Source organism: Stutzerimonas stutzeri (assembly GCF_000952685.1).
GTDB classification, from domain to species: Bacteria; Pseudomonadota; Gammaproteobacteria; order Pseudomonadales; family Pseudomonadaceae; genus Stutzerimonas; species Stutzerimonas stutzeri_E.
Genome location: NZ_JYHV01000037.1, coordinates 111,892 through 134,547, shown reverse-complemented (window position 1 = coordinate 134,547; position 22,656 = coordinate 111,892). Strand labels below are relative to the sequence as shown.

General features: G+C 62.1%; 22 protein-coding genes. 12 read left to right on the top strand and 10 right to left on the bottom strand.

Annotated features, from left to right (window positions below; all coding sequences use genetic code 11):
- Positions 1-43: 43 nt before the first annotated feature.
- Positions 44-1,258: a phosphoserine phosphatase SerB gene (gene serB / locus UF78_RS19340; RefSeq protein WP_045163844.1), complete on the top strand. Its 1,215-nt coding sequence runs from the start codon at positions 44-46 to the stop codon at positions 1,256-1,258.
- A gap of 185 nt (positions 1,259-1,443) precedes the next feature.
- Here serB and UF78_RS19330 read toward each other — a convergent pair whose 3' ends face one another.
- The 5 genes from UF78_RS19330 to UF78_RS19310 form a co-directional block, all read right to left on the bottom strand.
- Positions 1,444-3,510 carry a GGDEF/EAL domain-containing response regulator gene (locus tag UF78_RS19330; protein ID WP_045163842.1) on the bottom strand — a complete coding sequence of 689 codons (2,067 nt, stop codon included), beginning with the start codon at positions 3,508-3,510 and terminating at the stop codon, positions 1,444-1,446.
- Positions 3,511-3,571: 61 nt separating this feature from the next.
- Complete coding sequence (locus UF78_RS19325) at positions 3,572-5,392, bottom strand: hypothetical protein (RefSeq protein WP_045163841.1); 1,821 nt, start codon at positions 5,390-5,392, stop codon at positions 3,572-3,574.
- A 153-nt stretch (positions 5,393-5,545) separates the two neighbouring features.
- A complete protein-coding gene (asd, locus tag UF78_RS19320) occupies positions 5,546-6,448 on the bottom strand; it encodes an archaetidylserine decarboxylase (RefSeq protein ID WP_045163840.1) in 903 nt (300 codons plus the stop codon).
- Between the two features lie 11 nt (positions 6,449-6,459).
- Entirely contained in the window at positions 6,460-7,275 is an 816-nt protein-coding gene (locus UF78_RS19315; protein WP_045163839.1) for a rhodanese-like domain-containing protein, read from the bottom strand.
- A 45-nt stretch (positions 7,276-7,320) separates the two neighbouring features.
- Entirely contained in the window at positions 7,321-8,835 is a 1,515-nt protein-coding gene (locus tag UF78_RS19310) for an HDOD domain-containing protein (RefSeq protein WP_045163838.1), read from the bottom strand.
- Between the two features lie 164 nt (positions 8,836-8,999).
- Here UF78_RS19310 and motA point away from each other — a divergent pair, with 164 nt between their 5' ends.
- Together motA and motB are read left to right on the top strand one after the other, a co-directional pair.
- On the top strand, positions 9,000-9,851 hold the full coding sequence (gene motA / locus UF78_RS19305) for a flagellar motor stator protein MotA (protein WP_045163837.1): 852 nt from the start codon (positions 9,000-9,002) through the stop codon (positions 9,849-9,851).
- Positions 9,852-9,859: 8 nt separating this feature from the next.
- The gene (gene motB, locus UF78_RS19300; RefSeq protein ID WP_045163836.1) at positions 9,860-10,861 is read left to right on the top strand and encodes a flagellar motor protein MotB; all 1,002 of its coding nucleotides are present in this window, start codon (positions 9,860-9,862) and stop codon (positions 10,859-10,861) included.
- Between the two features lie 42 nt (positions 10,862-10,903).
- Here the strand turns inward: motB and rsgA are convergent, their stop codons facing one another.
- Entirely contained in the window at positions 10,904-11,935 is a 1,032-nt protein-coding gene (gene rsgA, locus UF78_RS19295; protein WP_045163835.1) for a small ribosomal subunit biogenesis GTPase RsgA, read from the bottom strand.
- Between the two features lie 127 nt (positions 11,936-12,062).
- Here rsgA and UF78_RS19290 point away from each other — a divergent pair, with 127 nt between their 5' ends.
- Both UF78_RS19290 and orn read left to right on the top strand, forming a co-directional pair.
- Positions 12,063-12,839 (top strand): hypothetical protein, encoded by a 777-nt coding sequence (locus tag UF78_RS19290; protein WP_045163834.1) that lies wholly within the window; start codon positions 12,063-12,065, stop codon positions 12,837-12,839.
- Positions 12,840-12,901: 62 nt separating this feature from the next.
- Positions 12,902-13,444 (top strand): oligoribonuclease, encoded by a 543-nt coding sequence (gene orn / locus UF78_RS19285; protein ID WP_045163833.1) that lies wholly within the window; start codon positions 12,902-12,904, stop codon positions 13,442-13,444.
- A 39-nt stretch (positions 13,445-13,483) separates the two neighbouring features.
- On the opposite strand, the gene UF78_RS19280 is transcribed toward orn, so the two are convergent.
- From UF78_RS19280 to UF78_RS19270, 3 genes are all read right to left on the bottom strand, one after another.
- Positions 13,484-14,125, bottom strand: a complete 642-nt coding sequence (locus tag UF78_RS19280) for an oxidoreductase (RefSeq protein ID WP_045163832.1) — start codon at positions 14,123-14,125, stop codon at positions 13,484-13,486.
- Between the two features lie 20 nt (positions 14,126-14,145).
- Positions 14,146-15,825, bottom strand: coding sequence for a C13 family peptidase (locus tag UF78_RS19275; protein WP_045163831.1), 1,680 nt, complete (start codon positions 15,823-15,825; stop codon positions 14,146-14,148).
- Positions 15,826-15,901: 76 nt separating this feature from the next.
- Positions 15,902-16,357, bottom strand: a complete 456-nt coding sequence (locus tag UF78_RS19270; RefSeq protein ID WP_045163830.1) for a MaoC family dehydratase — start codon at positions 16,355-16,357, stop codon at positions 15,902-15,904.
- A 186-nt stretch (positions 16,358-16,543) separates the two neighbouring features.
- Between UF78_RS19270 and UF78_RS19265 the strand changes: the two genes are divergently transcribed.
- From UF78_RS19265 to UF78_RS19255, 3 genes are read left to right on the top strand one after another with little or no spacing between them, the layout of a single operon-like run.
- On the top strand, positions 16,544-16,906 hold the full coding sequence (locus UF78_RS19265; RefSeq protein ID WP_045163829.1) for a CidA/LrgA family protein: 363 nt from the start codon (positions 16,544-16,546) through the stop codon (positions 16,904-16,906).
- 5 nt (positions 16,907-16,911) lie between these two features.
- Positions 16,912-17,619, top strand: coding sequence for an LrgB family protein (locus tag UF78_RS19260; protein ID WP_196298710.1), 708 nt, complete (start codon positions 16,912-16,914; stop codon positions 17,617-17,619).
- Positions 17,620-17,628: 9 nt separating this feature from the next.
- A complete protein-coding gene (locus UF78_RS19255; RefSeq protein ID WP_045163827.1) occupies positions 17,629-18,231 on the top strand; it encodes an LON peptidase substrate-binding domain-containing protein in 603 nt (200 codons plus the stop codon).
- 16 nt (positions 18,232-18,247) lie between these two features.
- Here the strand turns inward: UF78_RS19255 and UF78_RS19250 are convergent, their stop codons facing one another.
- On the bottom strand, positions 18,248-19,567 hold the full coding sequence (locus tag UF78_RS19250) for a bifunctional DedA family/phosphatase PAP2 family protein (protein WP_045163826.1): 1,320 nt from the start codon (positions 19,565-19,567) through the stop codon (positions 18,248-18,250).
- A gap of 301 nt (positions 19,568-19,868) precedes the next feature.
- Between UF78_RS19250 and UF78_RS19245 the strand changes: the two genes are divergently transcribed.
- Genes UF78_RS19245 through rlmH form a run of 4 tightly spaced genes read left to right on the top strand, consistent with a single transcriptional unit; the run spans position 19,869 to position 22,642 of the window.
- A complete protein-coding gene (locus UF78_RS19245) occupies positions 19,869-21,134 on the top strand; it encodes a glutamate-5-semialdehyde dehydrogenase (protein WP_045164361.1) in 1,266 nt (421 codons plus the stop codon).
- Positions 21,134-21,793, top strand: a complete 660-nt coding sequence (nadD, locus tag UF78_RS19240; RefSeq protein ID WP_045163825.1) for a nicotinate-nucleotide adenylyltransferase — start codon at positions 21,134-21,136, stop codon at positions 21,791-21,793. The genes UF78_RS19245 and nadD overlap by 1 nt, the downstream gene beginning before the upstream one ends.
- Before the next feature lie 14 nt (positions 21,794-21,807).
- Positions 21,808-22,167, top strand: coding sequence for a ribosome silencing factor (gene rsfS / locus UF78_RS19235; protein WP_021209688.1), 360 nt, complete (start codon positions 21,808-21,810; stop codon positions 22,165-22,167).
- A gap of 7 nt (positions 22,168-22,174) precedes the next feature.
- Complete coding sequence (gene rlmH, locus UF78_RS19230) at positions 22,175-22,642, top strand: 23S rRNA (pseudouridine(1915)-N(3))-methyltransferase RlmH (RefSeq protein ID WP_045163824.1); 468 nt, start codon at positions 22,175-22,177, stop codon at positions 22,640-22,642.
- Positions 22,643-22,656 lie beyond the last annotated feature (14 nt).

Sequence of the window (22,656 nt, the reverse complement as noted above, 5' to 3'; positions counted from 1 at the left end):
GCTGTTGTAGAATGCCCGCCTTCTTTGTCATAGGAGCTGCGCCTTGCGCGAAATCGTCCTGATTAACATCACCGGGGAAGATCGCCCCGGCCTGACCGCAGCTATCACCGGCGTGCTCGCCCAAGGTGGCGTGAATATCCTGGATATCGGTCAGGCGGTGATCCACGACACCTTGTCGTTCGGCATCCTGGTGGAGATCCCCGATACCGAACGAGCCTCTTCGGTGCTCAAGGACGTGCTGTTCATGGGCTACAAGCACGACCAGCAGGTGCGCTTCACACCGGTCGCCGAGCAGGATTATCAGCAATGGGTCGCAGGGCAGGGCAAGCCCCGGCATATCGTCACGCTGTTGACTCGGAAGGTCACTGCCGAACAGTTGCAGCGGGTCAGCTCGATCACCGCCAAGTATGGCCTCAACATCGATCACATCGACCGTCTCTCTGGCCGTCAGCCGCTCGACATGCCTGAAGACCTGGGCAAGGGTTGCATCGAGTTCTCGGTGCGGGGCGAGCCGGACGACACCGCGGCGTTGCGCGCCGAGTTTCTCAGTGTGGCGCAAGAACTCAATGTCGATATCGCCTTCCAGCGTGACTCGGTGTTCCGTCGCAACCGTCGACTCGCGGTGTTCGACATGGACTCGACGCTGATCGAGGCTGAAGTCATCGACGAGCTGGCCAAGGTGGCGGGAGTCGGCGATCAGGTGGCGGAAATCACCGAGCGAGCGATGCGCGGTGAATTGGATTTCCGCGCCAGCTTCAAGGAGCGCTTGGCGCTGCTCGAAGGCCTGGAGGAGCGCTCATTGGCTGAAGTCGGCGCGCGCCTGCGGCTTACCGAGGGCGCCGAACTGCTGTTCGCCGAATTGAAGCGGCTGGGCTACAAGACGGCAATCCTCTCGGGCGGCTTCACCTATTTTGCACGCCAGTTGCAGGCCAGGCTTGGCATCGATTACGTCTATGCCAACGAGCTCGAAATCGTTGACGGCAAGCTCACCGGCGTCGCCCAGGAGCCTATCGTCGATGCCCAGCGCAAGGCCGATCTGCTACGGGAACTGGCTGCGCGGGAAGGTTTACGTTTGGAACAAACGATTGCAGTCGGCGACGGCGCCAACGATCTGCCGATGCTCGGATTGGCTGGGCTGGGCGTGGCCTTCCGTGCCAAGCCACTGGTCAAGCAGTCGGCCAAACAAGCGATCTCGACCCTGGGCCTGGACGGGATTCTCTATCTACTCGGTTTCAGGGACCGGGAAGGGGTGGAGTAGAAGCAGCTGTAAGCTTTTAGCTAGAAGCTAGATGTGCAGTTGACGGCAGGTCCCACACTAGATTCGCTTCCAGCTTCCAGCTTCCAGCTTCCAGCTTCCAGCTTCCAGCTTCCAGCTTCCAGCTTCCAGCTTCCAGCTTCCAGCTTCCAGCTTCCAGCTTCCAGCTTCCAGCTTCCAGCTTCCATCTATTCTTCGTCAGAGGCGAAGTTATAGTCCATCGACTGACTTGGCCCCTGCAGATATTGACCTTGGATGTAGCCGACACCGGCTTGCCACAGGGTGGCCAGGACGGTGGCGCTATCGACGAAGGGCACTATGGTCTGCTTGGCCTGTTCGTGCAGGTCTGCCAGTAGCTGCTTGAGCGCCTCCTGGTTTTCCTGACGGCTCAGATCTTGGGTATAGGAACCGTCGATTTTCACGAAGTCGACGTTGAGGTGCTTGAGCGTATTGAATGGATTCAGCACGCAGCCGAACTGGCTCAGCGCGATGCGACAGCCCAGCCCGGTCAACCCTTGGGTCAGGGCTTTCGCCTGTCGCAGGTAAGCGACGGTATCATTTTCGTCGAGCTGGAAGATCAGCGAATCAGGCGGCAGTTTGGACGCCTTGAGTGCAGCCCCGAGCCAGGTGAGCAATGACGGGTCCTGTAGGCTGGCGTCCGACAAATGAACCATCAACCGTGTGCTATGGCCTTTGTTGCGATGCTCGGCGAGCAGTTTGATGGAATTGAGCAGGACCCACCGGTCGATCTTGGTGGCGAGTCCCGCTTCTTTCGCTGCATCGAGGAATTCGCCGGGTGGGACTTCCACCCCTTGCGGATCAAGCAGGCGTAGCAGGACTTCGTAATGCTCGTGGCTGTCGCCGCGCAAGCTGATGATCGGCTGAAATAGCAGGCGAAAGCTGTTTTTCTCCAGTGCCTGTTGCAACATCGCGAGGATATTGCCTCGGCTGGCGGCCTTGGCTAGTTCGCTGGCCGGGTCGTAAATTCGAAGCCCGTTGCCATCGGCAAGCTCCTCGGCGCAGCGATGAGCGCGATCGATTACGTCTCGCGCTTTCGCGGTCCGCTCGTCGAGTGCTGCGACCCCGATGCTCAGGCTGGTCTGAACGGTGCGGCCGCCGACATCGAACAGATGGCCTTCAACTTTATGCAGCAGCTCGGTCAATGGTTGCTCGAGTTGGGCAGGCGCGGCCTCAGGCATCAACACCGCAAACGCATCGTCGCCGAAGCGTGCCAGCTCGGCCCTTTCGTGAAACTGCCCGCGTAGCAGTTGGGCCAGCTCGGCCAGCAGTCGGTCCGAATCGCCGAGGCCGATATCGGCCTGCAGGCTGGCAAAGCGATCGATCCGTACGTAAGCGAGACTTGAGCTTTGCCCCGCGTTGACGGCGCGTTCGACTGCGCCGTCGAGCAATTCGAGAAAATGGGTACGGTTGTAAAGCCCTGTCACCAGGTCCTGGCTGCTGATTTCGCGCAGCTTTTCCAGTTCCTCGTTGCCAGTCTCGGCGCGAATGACCACCTGGATACAGGGCTCGCCGTCATAGCTGGCCGGGGAAAAATGCATGCGGGCCTTGAAATTACCGCCGTCGGCACGAATGCCGCCACAAACCAGCTCGGCGTTGCCCTGGATGCTTTGATAGTTCTTCAGAAAACCTTTGAACTCCCCCTGATCGCAGGAAGCGATCAGGTCGATCATCGGCATGCATTCCAGTTCTTCTACGTCGTCGTAGCCGAATAACTCGAGGTAGGCGCGGTTGGCGTAGATATGCATGCCGTCGTGGACGTATGCAATGGCGTCCACGGAGCTCTCTAGCAGCAGTTGGCAGCGCTTCTCGGCCTCGCGCAGCGCCAGCTCTGCAGAGCGGCGGGCGCGACGCTCGTCAAGATTCGTCAGTTCTCGATTGGAAACCAGGATCAACCATTCGTCTTCCCCTTGCGGTAGCGCGCCTTGAGCGCCGAGAGCGAGGGCTTCGGTGATCGCGTCGACATCATTACCATCGACCAGCTGGATGACCGGAATGTCTTTGGCTTGCTTGCGAATGGCGCCAATGACTTCGCTGGGATCGAGGTTGACGCTGGTCGGCGCGCTGATCAGCAAATCCCAGGTCTGCTGAAGTGCCTCGGCAAGGTCCTCGCTGGAGGTGAGACGGTGCACACGCGTCGCCTGGCCCGCGTTTCGGAACAGGCTGACCAGTCGCTCAGCTTCATTCTGCGAATCCTCGAGGATCAGCAGGCGGATGGTTTTCTTTTGCGGGGCCATGGCAGCAGCTTTGGAACGCGCCGTAGAGGAGCGTGAAGGCTAAAAAACGGTGAGCCGCAATCTACAGCGTGTTCCAGAGCGAGTCAAAATCTTCACCTCCCGGAGACGCCTGGCTTCCCCGTGCTGTGATCGACGTCTCCCGGGGAGCGGTTGCGTTGCCTACCAACTGATATTCGAACTGGTTGTAACTGCTGGAGCCGGTTTGCCGACGGCAGAGCATCGCGCGCAGCTCATTGCCATTCTGGTTGATCTGCACTTTCTGCCCTTCCTGAAACGGTAGTCGCGGAACGATCAGCGTCGCCGGGCGCGAGATTACGCTGATCTCCGGCAGCAGGAGGGCGCGCAGATACTCGCTGCCTTGTTCAGTTTTGCGTAGCAGGCGCAGACCGCAAGGGTGCGCGGAGGGGGCAATGAGTTCCACCCCCATCTGTGGACCGCTGCCGCGAACCTGACGAATCCAGCGTACCACCGCGACGCTCCAGGTTTCACTGGAGTCTTGCAGCCCTAGCAGCTCGCCCGCCTGGAGCTGTGCCGGTACTTCGCCCGGCCAGGATAGGCAAAAACCGCCGGGACTGTGATCGACCCGTTGCACCTCGAATGTTGGAAAGCAATTGTCGCTCGAAGGGCTCGAAGGGCTCGCGGGCCCCTGCTCATTTGCTTTCTCCGTCATGACGGGGCGAACGAACTCGATATAGTCGTTCGGCAGGATCGGATCATCCTTGACCACGGCGGCATCGTACGCAACGGACCAGACGTCGGGTGCGGCATTGTTCAATTTGAACACGGCGGGAGCGGCGTCTGGCCGCTTCAGTAGCTCGCCAAACTGGCGTTGGCCTGCCAGGTAGTAATGCAGCGCACTCATGCCAATGCATATTTTCATGGTGCCCTGCGCAGGGGTGCGCTGGAAGCTGCGCTCGGAAATGTCACCCCAGGCGGCACTCACATGCTGTAGCAGATCGAGGCTCAACCCCTCGGGTATCGCGAGCGCCTTCTCTTCGGCGGATTGCGCAGGGGACTGCAAGTGCTTCTGGATAGCCTTGACCAGCCCATGCGGATCGATGCCGAGCAGGTCCGGCCGTTCCTCTGCGGTAAACATTGATCGATAGCGCGGCGGGCCATCGATGCGAGAAGACACGCCGAACAGGCTGGACGGGTTTTGCGCGGTTTGCAGGCGAACCAGTGCGCTCCAGGGCTCGAGTAGCTGAGCCAATTGGGCGATATTCTGCTGGCGCATCTGATTGCAGCGAGCGCTACCGATCATCAGTGCGACGATATAGCTCTGTTCGGCGCTCAGGCCTTTGACTCGATAGCTCAGGTCGTCACGCACCAGGGTGCGATGGACACCGTGCGTCACGGCGATGGCGTATAACCGATGAAGCTCGAGCCACAGGCCATCTGGCGTCGGCCTGTAGAGCTGGGTCGAGCGAACCAGGATGGCGCCGAGACTACGGATTGCCCGCTGCAACGAGATCGTGAGCAGCTGCAGGCGTTCGCGTCCGGTCTGCGGAGCCAGCTCGACGGCAATCAGCTTGTAGCCGATCGCAAGATGGTTATGCAGTGCCTGACACAGGCTGGCGACCTTGCGTGGGCGTTCGCTGAGCACGATCGGCTGGTTGATGAAATAGCGTTCCAGTTCGCGGCAGACGAAATGGATTTCCGGTCGCAGCAGTTCGAGCAGTTGCAGGCGGGTCTGGGCCGTGGTGCGTAGCTGGTTGAGTTCCAGTATGGCTTGGTAGAGCTGCCGTGCAGTTTCGCCGAGATTGGCCTTGGGCAGGCCGGAAAGCCAACGTTTGATGTCGCGCACGCTGGGCTCGCAGAAGGATAACTCCTGGCGATCCGGCGTCGGTACACGCAACAGCAAGGGTTGGCTCTGGTTTTCCACGCAATGATCTCCGTGACAGTCCTGACGCATCGTCTTTGATTCGGCGGTGCGTCCAGGCGTTCGCCAGCGGTGATGTCAAAATGGAATCGTTTCGAGTGACATCATAACGAACGAGAAGATGTTGGCTAGTGCTAGCCGACCATTGGCTATCGCTTAGGGCAGGGTCGTGTTCGAAGCTGGCGTGGCAGTCGGTGGCACCGGCTTGGTCTGTCCCAGTCCATCACCCATGCATACCGGCGTCAATGCCGACAGCTCTTCGGCCCAGCTGACCTGATCGGGCCCGAACAGCAGAATCACGGTAGAGCCAAGCTTGAAGCGCCCCATCTCGGCGCCTTTCTCCAGATGGATGGGGGCTCGGCTCGCCTCGTCGTAACGGACGGTCTTGAGTGCGCGCTTGGGCGGTGTGACCAATCCGGCCCACACCGTCTCGATGCTGGCGACGATCATTGCGCCAACCAGCACCATCGCCATGGGCCCACGCTCGGTATCGAACAGGCAGACCACCCGTTCGTTACGGGCAAACAACTCCGGTACGCCTTCGGCAGTCACGGTGTTAACCGAGAAGATGCGACCCGGCACGTAAACCATTTCGCGCAGGGTGCCGGCCAGCGGCATATGCACGCGGTGATAGTCCTTGGGCGACAGGTACACGGTGGCGAAATCGCCACCCATGAAGGGGGCCGCTCGTTGGTGATCGCCTCCGAGCAGCTCCGTCACGCTGTAGCTATGGCCCTTGGCTTGGAAGATCCGGCCTTGCTCGATCCGGCCGAGCTGGCTGATGGCCCCATCGCATGGGTTTAGAATCGCGCCAGGCGTCGGATCCAGAGGCCGAGCGCCGTCCTTCAGGGCGCGGGTGAAAAAGGCGTTGAAATGTTCGTAGGCGGTTGGGTCTTCGACCTGAGCTTCGCGCATGTCGACCTGGAAGTGCCGGACGAACCATTTGATGAAGGTGTTCTTCACCCATGGCAGGCGACACTCGGCGAGGCAACCGGCCAACCGTGAGATCAGGTGATGCGGGAGCAAGTACTGACTGAATACGAACAAGCGATCTTTCATGGGTGACCTTTTCATTGCTGGATCGGGGTGTCGGGCAGGTTGCCCCATTCGCCCCAGGAGCCTGGATATCCCTTGACGCGCGGATAGCCCAAAGCCTTGGCCAGCAGGTAGGTGAAGCCGGAGCGATGATGCGTCTGGCAGTGGGTGATGATTTCCTTGTCAGCGGTGATGCCGAGCGCTTCCAGCCGTTCGGCGATGTCTTCGCGGATACGCAGGGCGCGCGCCGGGTCCATCGCCGCGGTCCATTCGAAATTGATGGCGCCGGGGATATGGCCGGCGCGAGCTGCAAGTGCCTTCTCGCCGCGATATTCCTCGGGCGAGCGAGCATCCCAGATGACCAGGTCGGGAGCGCCCAGCCGGCTTTCGATGTATGGGTGGGTAGCGCTAGGCGCCTCGTCGAGCGTCAGGGCAATCGGCCCGCCTGCGTCGACGGGCTTGTCTTGCGACAGCGGCCTGTGCTCGGCCAGCCAGGCGTGCAGCCCGCCGTTCAGGTAGTGATAGCGATGATGCCCGATGACATCGAGCAACCAGATGAAGCGCCCGGCCCAGCCGCCCCCTTCGTCGTCATAGGCCACATAGACCGCGTCGGGGTTATGCCCCAACGCGCCGAACAGTGCCTCTAGCTGGGGCTTGCCAGGCAGATGCCCCGGTGCGGGTGGCTGGCCGAGCTGAGTCAGCTTGGGATCGACGAATCGTGCGCCGGGCAGATGGCCTTCGGCGTAGCGAGTCGCGCTGGTCAGGTCGACGAGGATCAGCTCGGGTTCGTTAAGGCGCTCGGCCAGATCGGTTGGTTCGATTACCAGGGGGAGGGCTGAAAACGCGGACACGGCAAATCTCAGTCGGACGGAAAGGGTAAAGTCTAGCGAAAAACATCAGCGGCCGCGTTTGCTGAACGTCGCCAGGGCGCGCTCGATGCATTGGACGGTTTTGGTGAAGGCCTGCAGCCCCATGTCGCTGAATGCGCTGTTGTCCTGATCCGCCACCAGCAGCATGAACGTTCGACCCTCATGGCCAACGGAGCGCAGCAGAACGTGCTCGCTGGGGAAAAGCGCCTTCAGCGCGCCCGGCAGTAGCGCGGAAAACTGTGCCACGTTGTCAGGTGTGAGCCGAAGCAATGCGGGCTTTTCGAGCAACCTGCGCAACACCTGGCTCTGGTCCGGATCTAGCGTCAGCCGGATGGCCTCGCTCGGCAGGCCGCTGGTCTGCTGGCTGACTAGGCGCTGCTGCTTGCGGTCGACCAGCATCAACAGCACCCGTTGCATGCCGGCGCAGGACAGCGCTTTGCAAGCGGTGGCGGTGAGTTGGACCACGTTGCCGTACGGGCTGGGTTCGCTGAGCAGTTCACGGCAATGCGCGCGCCACTGCGCCAAAGCGTCGGTATCCGGCAGCTTTGCGACTTTTTCGTGCTGGAACCTGCTCTCCCAGGGCCAGAGCAGGCCCTGAGCTGGATGCCAGAGATCGGTCTTGCCGATGGCTTGCGCACTGGCCACGGCCTGCTGGTGCGTCATTTGCTGCAACTCGGCTAGCGGGACCTGAAGATACAGCCCGGCGAGCCGCTGCCAGCGCAGGCTGTGAATACCGCTCCAGCTGTGGTGCGCCGAGAGAGCGAGACCGTTGGCGAGCAAAATGGTATTGCTCGGCAGGGTGAGCCATCGACGCAGCGGCGGATCGGCATCGAGCATCTGTTGCTGATGCAGGGGGTGCTCATTGTCATGGGCGACATGCAGCGCTTTGACCAGCATGCGGCGATGCTCGCTGAGCAGCCGATAGCCCTGGGCGACCCAGCCGGGCAGCCCCCAGTGTTCGGCAGTTGCCACGCAAAGTTCCAGTAGCGATATGCCCAGCAGCGATTGTTCGACCTGACGGGCCGGCTCACGCTTGACCAATACCCGCTGCTCCCAGGCCTCGAGCAGTTCCGGATGAGCCGCGACCAGTGCCCAGACGGGCGCAAGGAACAGCAGGCTGCTCCAGTGGATTTCCTGCCAGAGTCGTGCGAGGCGGGAGGCGAAGAGCCCGTTGGCTTGCTGGCTGGCATGGCTGCTGATCAGCATGATTTGCCGCAGCGGTGCGGGGATATCGCGCGGCTGGGTTGCTGGAATCCGTGCGAACAGGGCTTCGGCGCGTTTCAGCCCGATGCGGCTGAGCGCAACTTCCAGGCTTTCGGCTGGCTTGTTGGTGGTTGCCGCGTTGCGGTTGGCTTCGCGAATCACGACGAGCGCCAGGACCGGGCTCTCCTGAATCAGATCGGCGATCTGGCGCATGGACATGCTGCTGTCACGCAGCGCCCGCTGGACGCGCGCATACGGATCGGCGGCTGCAGGTAGCACGACGGCGTCCAGCGTCTTTATCCAGGCGGCAAGTGTGCAGGGGAGTGGGGTCGTAGTCATGGCGCCGTCAAACTAGCATTTCATCGGGATGGCCTTTAGTCTGGCGCAAAAGTTCCGATAACCAGAACAATTCTTTTCATACGCCCCGCCTGTAACCCAGTGAGCGCGCGATGTTGCGCGGCTCGTCCCAGGTGCCCTGAGATCAGGTTTTAGACGTACCCCCTATGGCAAAAATTATCGGCATCATCGTAGTCATCGCCAGCGTGCTCGGCGGTTTTGTGTTGTCTGGCGGCAAGCTCGGCGCGCTTATCCACCCGTTCGAGGTGATGATCATTGGTGGCGCGGCACTGGGTGGCTTTCTCCAGGCCAACCCCGGCAGCACGACGAAGATCGTGTTCAAGAAGTCCTTGCAGATGTTCAGCTCGCGGTTCACCCACAAGTACTACCTGGAAGTGCTGGGCCTGCTCTATGAAATCCTCAACAAGAGCCGTCGCGAGGGGATGATGGCTATCGAGGCGGATCTCGAAGAGCCGAGCGCCAGCCCCATCTTCAGCAAGTACCCGGCGATTCTGAAGGATGACCGGATGACCGCGTTCATTTGCGACTATCTGCGAATCATGTCGTCGGGCAACATGGCTCCGCATGAGCTGGAGGGGCTGTTCGACATGGAACTGAACAGCATGAAGGAGGAGCTCGAACATCCTTCTCATGCGGTATCCAAGATCGCCGACGGCCTGCCTGCGATGGGTATCGTCGCGGCGGTACTGGGTATCGTCATCACCATGTCGGTGCTGGCCGAAGCGAACAATGCGGAAATCGGCGAAAAGGTTGGCACGGCGCTGGTCGGCACCTTCCTCGGTATTCTTGCGTCCTATGGATTCTTCGGGCCGCTGGCGGCCGCGCTCGAGCATGATGCCAAGGAGGAACTGAACCTCTACGAAGGCATCAAGGCAACCCTGGTTTCTTCCGCCTCCGGCATGCCGCCGACCCTGGCGGTGGAGTTCGGTCGCAAGGTGCTGTTTTCCGCGCATCGGCCTAGCTTCTCCGAGCTTGAACAAGCCATGCGTGGCAGCTAAGCGCAACCATGGACAATACCCAACCAATCATCATCAAGCGGGTCAAGAAATCCGCGGCCGGGCACCATGGCGGCGCCTGGAAGATCGCCTTCGCCGATTTCGCGACCGCCATGATGGCGTTCTTTCTGGTGATGTGGCTGATGTCTTCGGCCACGCCGGAGCAGAAGCGGGCCATTTCCGGTTACTTCCAGGACCCCATCGGTTTTACCGAGAGCGCGAGTCCGCACGTCATCGATCTCGGCGGTACGCCCACGCCGTCGCCGGACCGCACGCTCAATGAGGAGGTTGATCCGGCGATCCAGCAGAGCGAATCGAAGATCGACGCCGATCAGGCGGAAACCTTCGCCGAGCAGTTGGAGCGCGAGCGCCTGGAGCTGTTGTTGCAGGAATTGCAGAACAAGGTCGACGAAAACCCGGACCTGACCCGCTTCAAGGACCAGATTCTGTTCGAGATCACTCAGGACGGATTGCGGATCCAGATCATGGATGCGGCCAATCGCCCAATGTTCGCCTTGGGCAGTGCGCAGCTGCAGCCCTATTTCGAAGATATCCTGCTGGCGATGGCCGATACCATTCGCGCGGTACCGAACAAGATCAGCGTCAGTGGTCACACCGACGCCAAGCCTTACTCGGGGCAGGGCGATTTCGGCAATTGGGAGCTGTCGGCGGGCCGCGCCAACGCGGCACGGCGCACGCTGGTCGCTGGCGGTTATCCGGAAGACCAGATCGCCCGCGTGGTGGGCTATGCGTCGTCGGCCTTGTTCGATCGGGAAAACCCGTTGAATCCGGTCAATCGGCGCATCGACATTCTGGTGCTGACCAAGAAAGCGCAGCGCAACATTGAGGGTGAACAATCGGATGCGGCAGATCAGCCGGACAGTCCGGAGCAAGCGTCCACAACCGGAGCGCCGTTGCCTGCGCCTGAGGTATTGCCTCCGGCAGAATTGCGCAAGCGATTGAATATCTTCGAGGACGGTGTGCTGCAGTTCGACCAGCCCGACGGCAATTGACGCCGCGCCTTGGCGTTCACGGCTGGCTCAGGAAGCGAATGACTAATAGTCGGCTTCTGGCAGGCTGCTGATGATATGCCGATAGCTGGCCATGCGCTGCGGCTGTATCTGCCCTTGCTCCAGTGCTTTCAATAGCGCACAGCCCGGCTCGCGGTCGTGCCTGCAATCGCGGAAGCGACAATGTCCCAGCAACTCCTGAAACTCGATGAAGCCGGCTTCCACATCGGCGCGGCTGACGTGGCCCAGGCCGAATTCGCGAATGCCTGGTGAGTCGATCAGCTCACCACCGCCTGGAAAGTGGAAGAGGCGGGCAGTGGTAGTGGTATGGGTGCCCTTACCGGTCATTTCCGACAGTGCTCCGACGCGCGTATCGACACCCGGCAGCAGGCTGTTGACCAGCGACGATTTGCCCACTCCGGACTGGCCGACGAACACACTGACATGACCGTCGAGCCGCGCTTGCAGTGCCTCCATGCCCGCGCCGTCATGCGCGGACACTTCCATCAACGGGTAACCCAGGGTCCGATACACCGACAGCAGCGCGTTGAGTGCGCCTTGGTTCTGCGCATCGATCAGATCGGCCTTGTTCAACAGCAGCAAGGGGGTGATGCCGGCATGTTCGGCGGCGATCAGATAGCGGTCGATGAGGTTGGCGTGAGGTTCCGGCAGTGGGGCAAAGACGATGACGATCAGGTCGACGTTGGCTGCCACCGGCTTGAGCTGACCGCGCGTGTCGGGCCGGCAGAGCTCGGACTGGCGCGGCAACTGGGCGACGATCACGCCGATGCCCTGATTGCCCGGTCGCCAGACCACCCGGTCGCCGGTCACCAGGGCCGGCAGGTTGGCGCGCAGATGGCAACGAAATACCTGACCGCGGTGTTCGCCTTCCTGTGCCTCGACCTCAACCTGTACACCGAAGTGGGCGATCACCAGGCCGGTCTGCTCCGGGCCGAGGTCGCCGCCCTCGAGCTCTTCGATGGCACGTGATTCTCGGCGCGCGGCCCGTGAGGCGCGCTCTTCCTGGATCTTCTCGATACGCCAGCTTTGCCGGCGGTTGAGGTGGCGTTTGGCCATTGGTCTGCGGTGCCTGGGCTGGAAAAAAGTAGGCGAGTCTAGCATGCCGCCAGGCGCGATCACGGGCCTGTATGGGGCGCTGCCGGACGGTTAGACTTTGTGACTGGTGCTTCTGCGACGATCCTCCATGCCGGCTTTTTCTCTCGCTCGATTTCCCGCCTTGCTGGCATTGTTCAGCCAACTGTCGTCACTGATCGTCAGCTGGTTGCTGTTGCTGGCATTGGCGCGGTTGACGGGCTGGTCTATCAGCCTGCTGACCGCCGCGTGGCTGCAGGGCTCGCTCGCGGCGCTTTTCGGCCAGCTGTTCGGGTTGTCGCGCTGGTGGCTGCCGATCAACTTCGGTTTTGTACCGGGGCTGGTACTGCTGCAGGACCAGTCGCTGCCGCCCTGGCTGCTCCTGGCTGGCTTCATCGTGCTGCTGTTGTTGAACTGGAATGCGTTGACCGAGCGGGTGCCGCTGTACCTGACCGGTACGGCAGCGGAGCAACAGCTGATCCAGCGGTTGGCACGGTTGCCTAGCGACTTTCGTTTCGTCGATCTGGGCAGCGGCCTCGGCGGAACCCTGCTGCGACTGGCGCATGCCTATCCATCGGCACACTTCATGGGTGTCGAGACCGCGCCGCTGACCTTTGCGCTGTGCTGGTTGCGCTGCCTGCCGCAGCGCAACTGCCGGGTGCGTTTTCGAAGCTTCTGGCGTGAATCCTTGGCCGATCATGATGTGGTCTATTGCTTTCTTTCTCCCGCACCCATGCCAGCGTTGTGGCAGAAGGCGCGCAACGAGATGCGGCCCGGCGCGCTGCTGATCAGCAACAGCTTCGAAGTGCCGGGGGTCGAGCCGCAAGAGATCCTGCCGATCGAGGACTGGCGGCGCTCACGTCTGTTGATCTGGCGGCCAGCAGGCTGAAGCACTACCTGACGGCCCTTTCGCGAGCGGCTAAACTGCGCGCCACAGCCAAGGAGCTCACCATGCAGAACTCACAAAATCTCATCTGGATCGATCTGGAAATGACCGGCCTGGATCCGGACAACGACGTCATCATCGAGATGGCGACGATCGTCACCGACAGTCAGCTGAACGTCCTGGCTGAGGGGCCGGTCATCGCCATCCATCAGAGCGACGAAGTTCTTGCCGGCATGGATGAGTGGAATACCCGCCAGCATGGCGGTTCCGGTTTGACCCAGCGGGTGCGTGACAGCCGAATCTCCACCGAAGAAGCCGAGGCGCAAACCCTGGCCTTTCTCGAGCAATGGGTGCCCAAAGGCAAGTCGCCGATCTGTGGCAACAGCATCTGCCAGGACCGGCGCTTCCTGTATCGGCGCATGCCGCGCCTGGAAGCCTATTTCCATTACCGTAACCTGGATGTTTCGACTCTCAAGGAGCTGGCTGCGCGCTGGGCGCCGGACGTGCTGGCAGGCTTCAAGAAGGGTGGTACGCACCTAGCGCTGGATGACATTCGCGAATCGATCGCCGAGCTGCGCCACTACCGCGAGCATTTCATCAAGATCTGAGCTGCGGGCTATAAGCGAGAGCGGCAGCCTCCCTGTCGCCTATTTCCCCAGGCGCCTTAATTCGTCCGATTCGACTATTCGCGTGCCGTCGCCTTCCTCCAGTGCCAGCCGCCAGAGTGCACGCGCGAGCGTGCAAGCGGCGATGCCGCGATACTTGCCGGGTAAGAGATATGAGAGCGGTGTGGTCAGCCGTTCCATCGGGCGCACCTCCATGCGAGGACCCAGCAGCTGCGATGGGCGCGCGATGGTCAGTTGCGGCCAGTCCTGCGCACGCAGTGCCTCTTCCATCTCGCCCTTGACCCGACAATAGAAGATCGAACTGTCCGGATTGGCGCCCAATGAGCTGATGACCAACAGGTGGCGTGCACCCAGCTCACGGGCGCGTCTGGCGAACGCCACGACCAGATCATGATCGATAGCGCGGAAGGCTTCCTGGCTTCCGGCTTCCTTGAGGGTGCTGCCCAGGCAGCAGAAGGCGGTGTCGAATTCACCCGCCAGCTGCGGCAACAGCGCCTGCAATTGACCGACCGGGTTTTCGAGCCGGGGGTGTTCGGCCAATGGTTTGCGGCTGGGGGCCAGCACGCTCTCCACTGTGGGTTCGTTGAGCAGGCGGTCGAGCAGGTGCTCGCCGGTCAGCCCGGTGGCGCCGGCAAGCAAAATGCGCTGTGGCGTCAAATACATGGTTTGGCTTCCTGTAACGATCAGTCGGTCGGCGTTGGCTGTTGTTGGTTCAGCGTGCGCCAGTGTTCGACAACCTGCTCCGGTGCCCATATTTGCGGCTCCGAAGCCTGATAGTGGTCGGCTTGCTCACGTTCGGCAACCCTCGCCTGTGCCAGCGTGAAGGCCTGCACAATGTCTTTGGTTTCCTGCAGGGCTTCGGCGAACAGGGCCCGCCCGAAATAGGTGAAATCGCTCTCCTCGGAGCAGCCGAACGACACCCGGTCGGCGCGAGCGGCGGTGATCACCAGGGTGTGCAGGTTTTTCAGTGGCCCGATGAAGCCGCCGGAATAGCAGGCGGAAATCACCACCACCTTGTTGCGTTCGGCGAGCGGCTGCAGTAGCACTGCCAGGTCCGCCGCCGGCAGGTCCTCAAGTGCCAGTCGGGGTTGTGCCAGTACCAGCTGATGGTCGGCGGAGCCGTGACTGGTCAGGTAGATGAAGATCAGGTCTTCTTCGCCGCTGCGCTCGGCCAGCCGCTGAATGGCACGAGACAAATTTTCACGGGTGGCCAGCGGCCGATCGGCGAGATGGTCACGGTGGTTGACCAGGGTGATCTGGCCCCGGGCGGCGAAGTGTCCGGCCAGCAGTTCGTCGACATAGTCCACCTCGCGAAGGAACACGCTCTGTTGACCATCGCCAGCAAGGGTCAGGCTGTAGAGTTCGGCCTTGGGGGTCGATACCGGGACTGCGTCGAGGGCCTCGTCGAGCAATTGCCCTTGGCGCAACAGGCCGATTTCCAACGGATCGGCCAAGCGTTTGCCTGCGAGGTCTTGGATGAGGCGGCCGGCGTGCCAGGATCCGCTCTGCTCGGTGCCGTCGGGAAGGGTTAGCGTGCCTGGGCCGTCGAACCGCCCCGCGCGAAAGGTGCCTTGGTAATGGCTACCGTCCGGTTGTTGCAGGCTGCCCTTGCCGTGGTATTGCCAGCGCTTGAATCCGCCACTGTAACGCGTACCGTCGATGCCGATGTATTCGCCTTCACCGCTTAGCTCACCGTGTTTGAAAGTCCCTTTCCAGACCTCTCCGTTGGCCTCTTCGTAACGACCCGGCCCGTGGAACTGGTCGTCCTGGAACTGGCCAAGATAGTGTTCGCCGCCGCCCCCGCGATAGACGCCCTTGCCGGTCAGGCGGCCATTGACGAAGGTGCCGCTGAACTCACCGGTTGCATCGCGGCGGATGCCCTCGCCATGGGGCTGGCCTTCGACGAACCCGCCTTCGTACGTCACGCCATCCGAGCTCTGCAGTTTGCCGATGCCGTGGTAGAGGTCGTTCTGGAATTCCCCTTCGTAGCTCAATCCCTGCTCGGTATAGCGCCCTCTGCCGTTGAGGCTGCCACGCAGGAAGTGCCCTTCGTAGACGCCGCCCGTGGCGTAGCTGAACCGTCCCTGACCATCGAACAGCCCCTGCTTGAACTCGCCTTCGTAACGGTCGCCATTGGCGCCTTGCCAGACGCCGTGGCCATGCCACCGGCCGTCTTGGAACGCGCCGCGATAGTGGCTGCCATTCGGGTAGTCGATACGCCCTTCGCCCTGCAACAACCCATCGACAACCTCGCCGCGGTAGCGTCCGCCGTCAGGCAGCACGGCATCGGCAGGTAGCAGCGGCTCGCCATCACCGCAGGCGGCGAGGGAGCAGGCGAACAGGAACGGAGCGAGGCGGCGCATGCGGCAATCCAGAAATGCGATGCCGGCAGTATGCCGCAAACGCGCCGGGGCGCGACAACCACGCACCCCAGCGACTTCAGACGATGCAGAGCGCCAGGGTTTCGGCGATGTAGGCGGGCTTCTCCACGCCTTCGATTTCCATCACAACGCGACATTTGAGCAGCCACTGCCCTGGGTTTTTTTCGTACGCGTCCAACAACGTCGCGGCCAGGCGTACCCGCGAGCCGACCCTCACCGGCTGAATGAAACGCAGGCTGTCGAGTCCGTAGTTGACGCCCATCTTGGTGCCTTCGGGTCGGATCATGACGCCTTCCATCAGCATCGGCAGCAGCGACAGCGACAGATAGCCGTGTGCAATGGTCCCGCCGAAAGGGGTCTGCGCCGCCTTCTCAGGATCGATGTGGATGAATTGGTGGTCGCCGGTGCAATCGGCGAACTGGTCGACTCGCTGCTGGTCGACGGTGAACCATTCGGAGCGGCCAAGCTCCTTGCCAATGTAGTCCTTGAGTTCTGTTACGGGTACCTGCGGCATATGTCCTCCGGGCGTTTGTTGTTTTATTAGCGGTACAACGCGGACGGCCAGATCAGCATGCGCCTGGCGACGAATCAAGCACGCATGCTGCTGCGAATGATGGGCCATAGACCGGGCCGGCACGTGCAGCAGGTTTCGTTGTAGGGAGATGCCTATAATTGCGCTTCTTTTGTATCGGAGACGCTCATGCTGCTACGCGGCCTAACCTGGCTGGTGCTGTTCCAATTGCTCGGCACCGCGCTCAATGTAATGGTTTTGCCGATACTGCCGGGGCCTATCATCGGGCTTCTGCTGCTGTTCGCGGCGCTATTGGCGCGCGGGCAGGCCAGCGAATCGCTGCAGTTGGCCGCCAGGAGTCTGTTGCGCTATCTGCCGCTGCTGCTTGTCCCGCCGGCCGTGGGTGTGATGGCCTATAGCGAGGCGATTCTCGACGATTTCTGGGCGATTGTCGGCGTGCTGGTGCTGTCCCTGGTGGTGTCGTTGGTGTTCACCGGCTGGCTGATGCAGGCCCTGATCCGCCGCCAGCAACGCGGTACGGGGCGGACATGATCACAGTGCAATGGCAGGCGGCCTGGGATGCGGTCATCCATCATCCGCTGTTCGGTGTGGCGATTACGCTGACGGCGTTCCAGTTGGCTTACGCGGCGTACGAGAAGACCCGCTGGGTGTTTCTGCAGCCCGTGCTGGTGTCGATGCTGGTCGTCATCGGCACTCTCTTGGCGTGCGGCCTCAGTTATGACGAATACCGTGGCAGTGCGCAAATGCTCACTGTGCTATTGGGGCCGGCGACCGTGGCGCTGGCCGTGCCGCTGTATCTCAATCTGCGGCGGATTCGCGAGTTGTTCGGGCCGATCATGCTCACGCTGCTATTGGCCGGTACCGGCGCGACGGCGCTGGGTATGGCGTTGGCCTGGGCTTTTGGTACCGACCCGATGATTCTGATGACCCTGGCACCAAAATCGGTGACCTCGCCCATCGCCATGCTGGTGGCCGAGCAGATTGGCGGCGTGGTGGCGCTCGCCGCGGTGTTCGTCATGATCACCGGTATCATCGGCGCGATTATCGGTCCGGAACTGTTGCGTCGGTTTGGCGTTCAGCATCCTGCAGCCCGCGGCATGGCGCTCGGGTTGACCGCCCATGCGGTGGGCACCGCTCAGGCGCTGCAGGAAGGCGACGAATGTGGTGCTTTTGCGGCGCTGGCGATGAGTCTGATGGGCGTGATGACGGCGGTACTGCTGCCGCTGGCCGTGTTGCTGTTGTAAGGAGTCTCAATGAAGCTGCCGTTGTTTCCGCTCGACACCGTGTTATTTCCAGGTTGCGTCCTCGATCTGCAGATCTTCGAGGCGCGCTATCTGGACATGGTCAGCAGCTGCCTGAAAGCCGGACATGGCTTCGGTGTGGTCCGTCTCATCGAGGGCAGCGAGGTGGGGCTGGCAGCGAGCGAATACGCGCCGACCGGTTGTGAGGCGCTGATCCGGGACTGGCAGCAGCGTCCCAACGGCTTGCTGGGCATTCGGGTTGAAGGCGGCAGGCGCTTCGATGTGCTGTCGGCCGAAGTGCGGCGTGATCAGCTCACCGTGGCCGAGGTCAGCTGGCGCGACGAAGGCGACGATCTGCCGCTGGGCGATGAGCACGTTGACCTGGCGGTTCTGCTTGAGGCTCTGGGGCAGCATCCGCTGGTCGAAACCCTGGGTATGGGCGGTGCCGTGCAGGGGCAACGTTCTCTGGCGCACCAGTTGGCCTACCTGCTGCCTTTCCAGCCGGAGCAGAAGGTTGAACTGTTGCAGTTGGACGATGCACCGTCGCAACTGCAGCGCATTCAGCATTGGCTGGAGCAATTGCAAGGCGACGCAGTTGCTAGTGACGACGCCTAGGTTCTCTGGCGGTAGGCTATTGATAGCGATACAGCAACATGGCACCCGGCAATGCCCAGATCGCGAACGCGCCGATCAGGCCCAGAACCGCGGGTAGAATCAGCCACCAGACCTTGGGAGAGAGTGCGTTCATCGGTGCACGCCATTGCACGACGGTCAGGCTCGCCGCGCAAATGGTGGAGGCCAGAACGGCACCGGCGATCACGTCGGTCGGCCAATGCACGCCCAGATAGACCCGTGACAGTGCGATGGCGGTTGCGGGCAGTCCTGCCAGAAGGACCCAGGCCAGGCGCAGGCGCGGCGGCTGGCCGCGCCCGGCAAGGACCCCGAGGGTGAGAAAGAACGCGAATGCCGCCGAGCTATGGCCGCTGGGAAAGCTGAAACTGTGCAGGGGTTCGAGAAGGATTTCCGGGCGGATCCGCCCGAACGTCGCTTTCAGCGCGCCGTTGGCCAGCGCCGTGCCCAGCAGTGTGAGGATGGCGAACGTCGCCGCACGCCATTGCTTCGCCACGATCAACAGCAGGCTCAACAGCACCGCGGCCCACAGCTGGGTATGGAAATCGCCGGCCCGGGTGACCACGACCACGAAACGATCGAATATCGGGCTGCGCTCCCCTTGGACGACGGTCATCAGGCCTTGGTCGAATTCCTCCAGATAAGGCCAGCCGAAAAATAAACCGATCAAGATGATGGCGCTGAGGCCTGCGGCCAAGGGTGTGACCCAGCGCATCTGATGCAGGCTGCAGTGCACTACACCGCCGATGAGCAGTAGCAATGCCGCCAGAACAACGCCTGCCTCGCCCCAGAAGCCGTCCGGCAACGGCAGTCGCACGGCGGCGCCGGCCGTCCAGCCCGGTAGCAGATAGGCCATCGACCAGCCGGCCGTCGCGACCAGGCTGACCAGCAAAAAACGCCCGAATGGCATGTCGAGCATACCGGCTGTGAGCGGTAGCATGGGTCGTAGGGGGCCGATGAAGCGCCCCACGAGGAGGCTGGCTATGCCGTAGCGCTCGAAGTACAGCTCAGCGCGGGTCAGCCATTCCGGGTGTTCACGCAACCCACGCATGCTGCGGATGTTCTGGTGATAGCGCCGACCCAGGCCGTAGGACAGCAGGTCGCCCAGCAGGCCCCCGGCGTAGCCCAGCAGCAATGTCTCGCCGAGACTCAGTACACCGCTGCCGGCGAGCACGGCGATGGCAAAAATCATCACGGTGCCCGGCATCAGCAGGCCGACCACGGCCAGGCATTCCAGGCAGGCCACCAGAAACAGGCTCAGACCCAGCCATTGCGGATTGCCAGCGAGCCAGCTAGTCAGAGCGGTGAGCCATTCGGGCATGGTTTTTTCCTTGAATCGAGACGGTTTCGACCCAGCACTTACGGTGCCGGTTTCAAAGCGTGGCCATGATAATGCTGGACGTGTGGCCGAGCGGGCTTGCGGCGGCTCGTCCTGGGCGTGGTGTGGTTGCTTGTGGTGTGGCGACACGTCGCGGCTGGTCTTTCAGGCACGTGCAGTCGATCCCAATACCGTCTTCAGGCAGTTTGGCGCATCGCTTGCAACCATTCGCCCGGCGCCGCTGTGCGGGAGGCCCATGGGTGGCTATAATCAGCGGCTTTTCCTCCATCAGGCCAGCCAGACCATGACCGAGTCCGTACTCGACTACATGACCCGCCTCGGTCGCGCCGCGCGCGAGGCTTCGCGTGTGCTTGCGCGCGCCACCACCGCGCAGAAGAATCGGGCGTTGCATGCTGCTGCTGCCGCGCTCGACGTCGCGCGCGAAGAGCTGGTGGCCGCCAACCGGCAAGACCTCGAGGCAGGACGTGCGAATGGCCTGGACGAGGCCATGCTGGACCGCCTGGCGCTGACCCCGGCGCGCATCGACGACATGATCGAAGGGCTGCGCCAGGTCGCCGGTCTGCCCGATCCGATCGGCGAGATCCGCGACATGCGCTATCTGCCCTCGGGCATTCAGGTCGGCAAGATGCGCGTGCCGCTGGGCGTGGTCGGCATCATCTACGAGTCGCGGCCGAACGTGACCATCGATGCTGCCAGCCTCTGCCTGAAGTCTGGAAACGCGACTATCCTGCGAGGCGGTTCGGAAGCGATTCATTCGAATCAGGCGATCGCCCGCTGTATCCAGCTGGGCCTGGCCGAGGCTCAGCTGCCGGCAGCGGCGGTGCAGGTCGTCGAGACCACCGATCGTGCCGCAGTCGGCGCGTTGATCACCATGCCCGAGTATGTCGACGTCATCGTGCCGCGCGGAGGCAAGGGCCTGATCGAGCGCATCAGTCGCGACGCCAAGGTGCCGGTGATCAGGCATCTGGACGGCATCTGCCATGTCTACATCGACCAGGCCGCCGATCTCGACAAGGCCATTCGTGTCGCGGACAACGCCAAGACCCAGCGCTACGCCCCCTGTAACACCATGGAAACGCTGCTGGTGCACGCGGCCATCACTACACGCGTGCTGCCGCCGCTGGCTGCGATCTACCGTGACAAGGGCGTCGAGTTGCGCGGTTGCGCGCAGACCTGCGAGCTGCTCGGGAGCGACGTGCTGGTAGCCAGTGAAGCCGATTGGTCCACCGAGTACAACGCGCCGATCCTGTCGATCCGGGTAGTCGAGTCGCTGGACCAGGCGATCGAGCACATCAATCGCTACGGTTCACAGCACACCGATGCGATCGTCACGGAAAATTTCACCGATGCTCGCCGCTTCATTACCGAAGTCGACTCGGCGTCGGTAATGGTCAATGCCTCGACCCGTTTCGCCGACGGATTCGAATATGGGCTGGGCGCGGAAATCGGTATTTCCACCGATAAGCTGCATGCGCGCGGTCCGGTTGGCCTGGAGGGGCTGACCAGTGAGAAATATGTGGTGTTCGGCGACGGCCACGTGCGTACTTGATGAGCGCTGCTCGTAAGCCCCGGCGCATCGGCGTTCTCGGCGGTACCTTCGATCCGGTGCATATCGGGCACTTGCGGGGTGCGCTGGAAGTGGCCGAAACGCTTGGGCTCGATGAGGTTCGTCTGGTGCCGAATTTTCGTCCGCCACACCGTGAGGCACCCAATAGCTCCGCGCAGGATCGTCTGGCCATGGTCCGGTTGGCCGTACAGGACCTGCCACCCCTGGCGGTCGATGCGCGCGAGCTGGAGCGCGACAAACCGTCGTATACCCTCGACACGCTGCTGTCGCTGCGTGAAGAGCTGGGGCGCGACGATCAGGTTTTCCTCATCGTAGGCTGGGACGCCTTTTGCGGGTTGCCCGGTTGGCACCGCTGGGAAGAGCTGCTCGAACACTGCCATATTCTCGTCATGCAACGCCCGGACGCCGACAGTGAAGCGCCCGAAGCGCTGCGGGATCTGTTGGCGGCCCGCAGCGTGAGCGACCCATTAGCGCTCGCCGGCAGCAGCGGGCAGATCGCCTTCGTCTGGCAGGCGCCTCTCGAGGTGTCGGCGACGCGAATTCGTCAATTTCTGGCCAGTGGCCGGTCGGTCCGTTTTTTGGTGCCCGACGCCGTACTGGCTTATATCAACGCGCACGGACTCTACCGGGCGTCGAACTGAGGTTGTTTCAAGCTATGCAAAATGATTCTTTGGTCCAGCTGGCCGTCAGCGCCCTGGAAGATCTGAAAGGCGCCGACATCACCACCATCGATGTCCGTGGCAAGACCAGCGTCACCGACTTCATGGTGATCGCCAGCGGTACCTCCAGCCGCCACGTGAAGTCGCTGGCCGATAATGTGCTCGAGAAGGTCAAGGAGCAGGGTGTACGTCCGCTCGGCAGCGAAGGCCTGGATGGCGGCGAATGGGCATTGCTCGACCTGGGTGACGTGGTGGTGCACGTGATGCAGGTGCCGACTCGCCAGTTCTATGATCTCGAACGCCTCTGGCAAGGCGCCGAGCAGAGTCGCGCGCAGCACGCGGGCGAGCAGGAATAAGCGATCCATGCGGATCAAGCTGGTCGCGGTGGGCTCCAAGATGCCGCGTTGGGTAGAAGACGGTTGGCACGAGTACGCTAAACGTCTGCCTGCCGAACTGCCGCTAGAGCTGCACGAAATATCGCTTAACACGCGCGGCAAGAATGCCGACGTGGCGCGGTTGATTCGTCAGGAAGGCGAGGCCATGCTGGCGAAGGTCCAGCCTGGCGAGCGAATCGTCACACTGGAAGTGACGGGGCGGTCGTGGAGTACGGAGCAGCTGGCATCCGAGTTAGAGCGTTGGCGGCTCGATGCGCGCAACGTCAACCTGATGGTGGGCGGGCCGGAGGGGCTGGCGCCCGAGGTCTGCGCGCGCAGTGAACAACGCTGGTCGTTGTCGCCGCTGACTTTGCCACATCCGCTGGTACGCATTCTCATCGGCGAGCAGATCTATCGCGCCTGGACGTTGCTGTCGGGTCACCCTTACCACAAGTAGTACAGCCAAAGCCA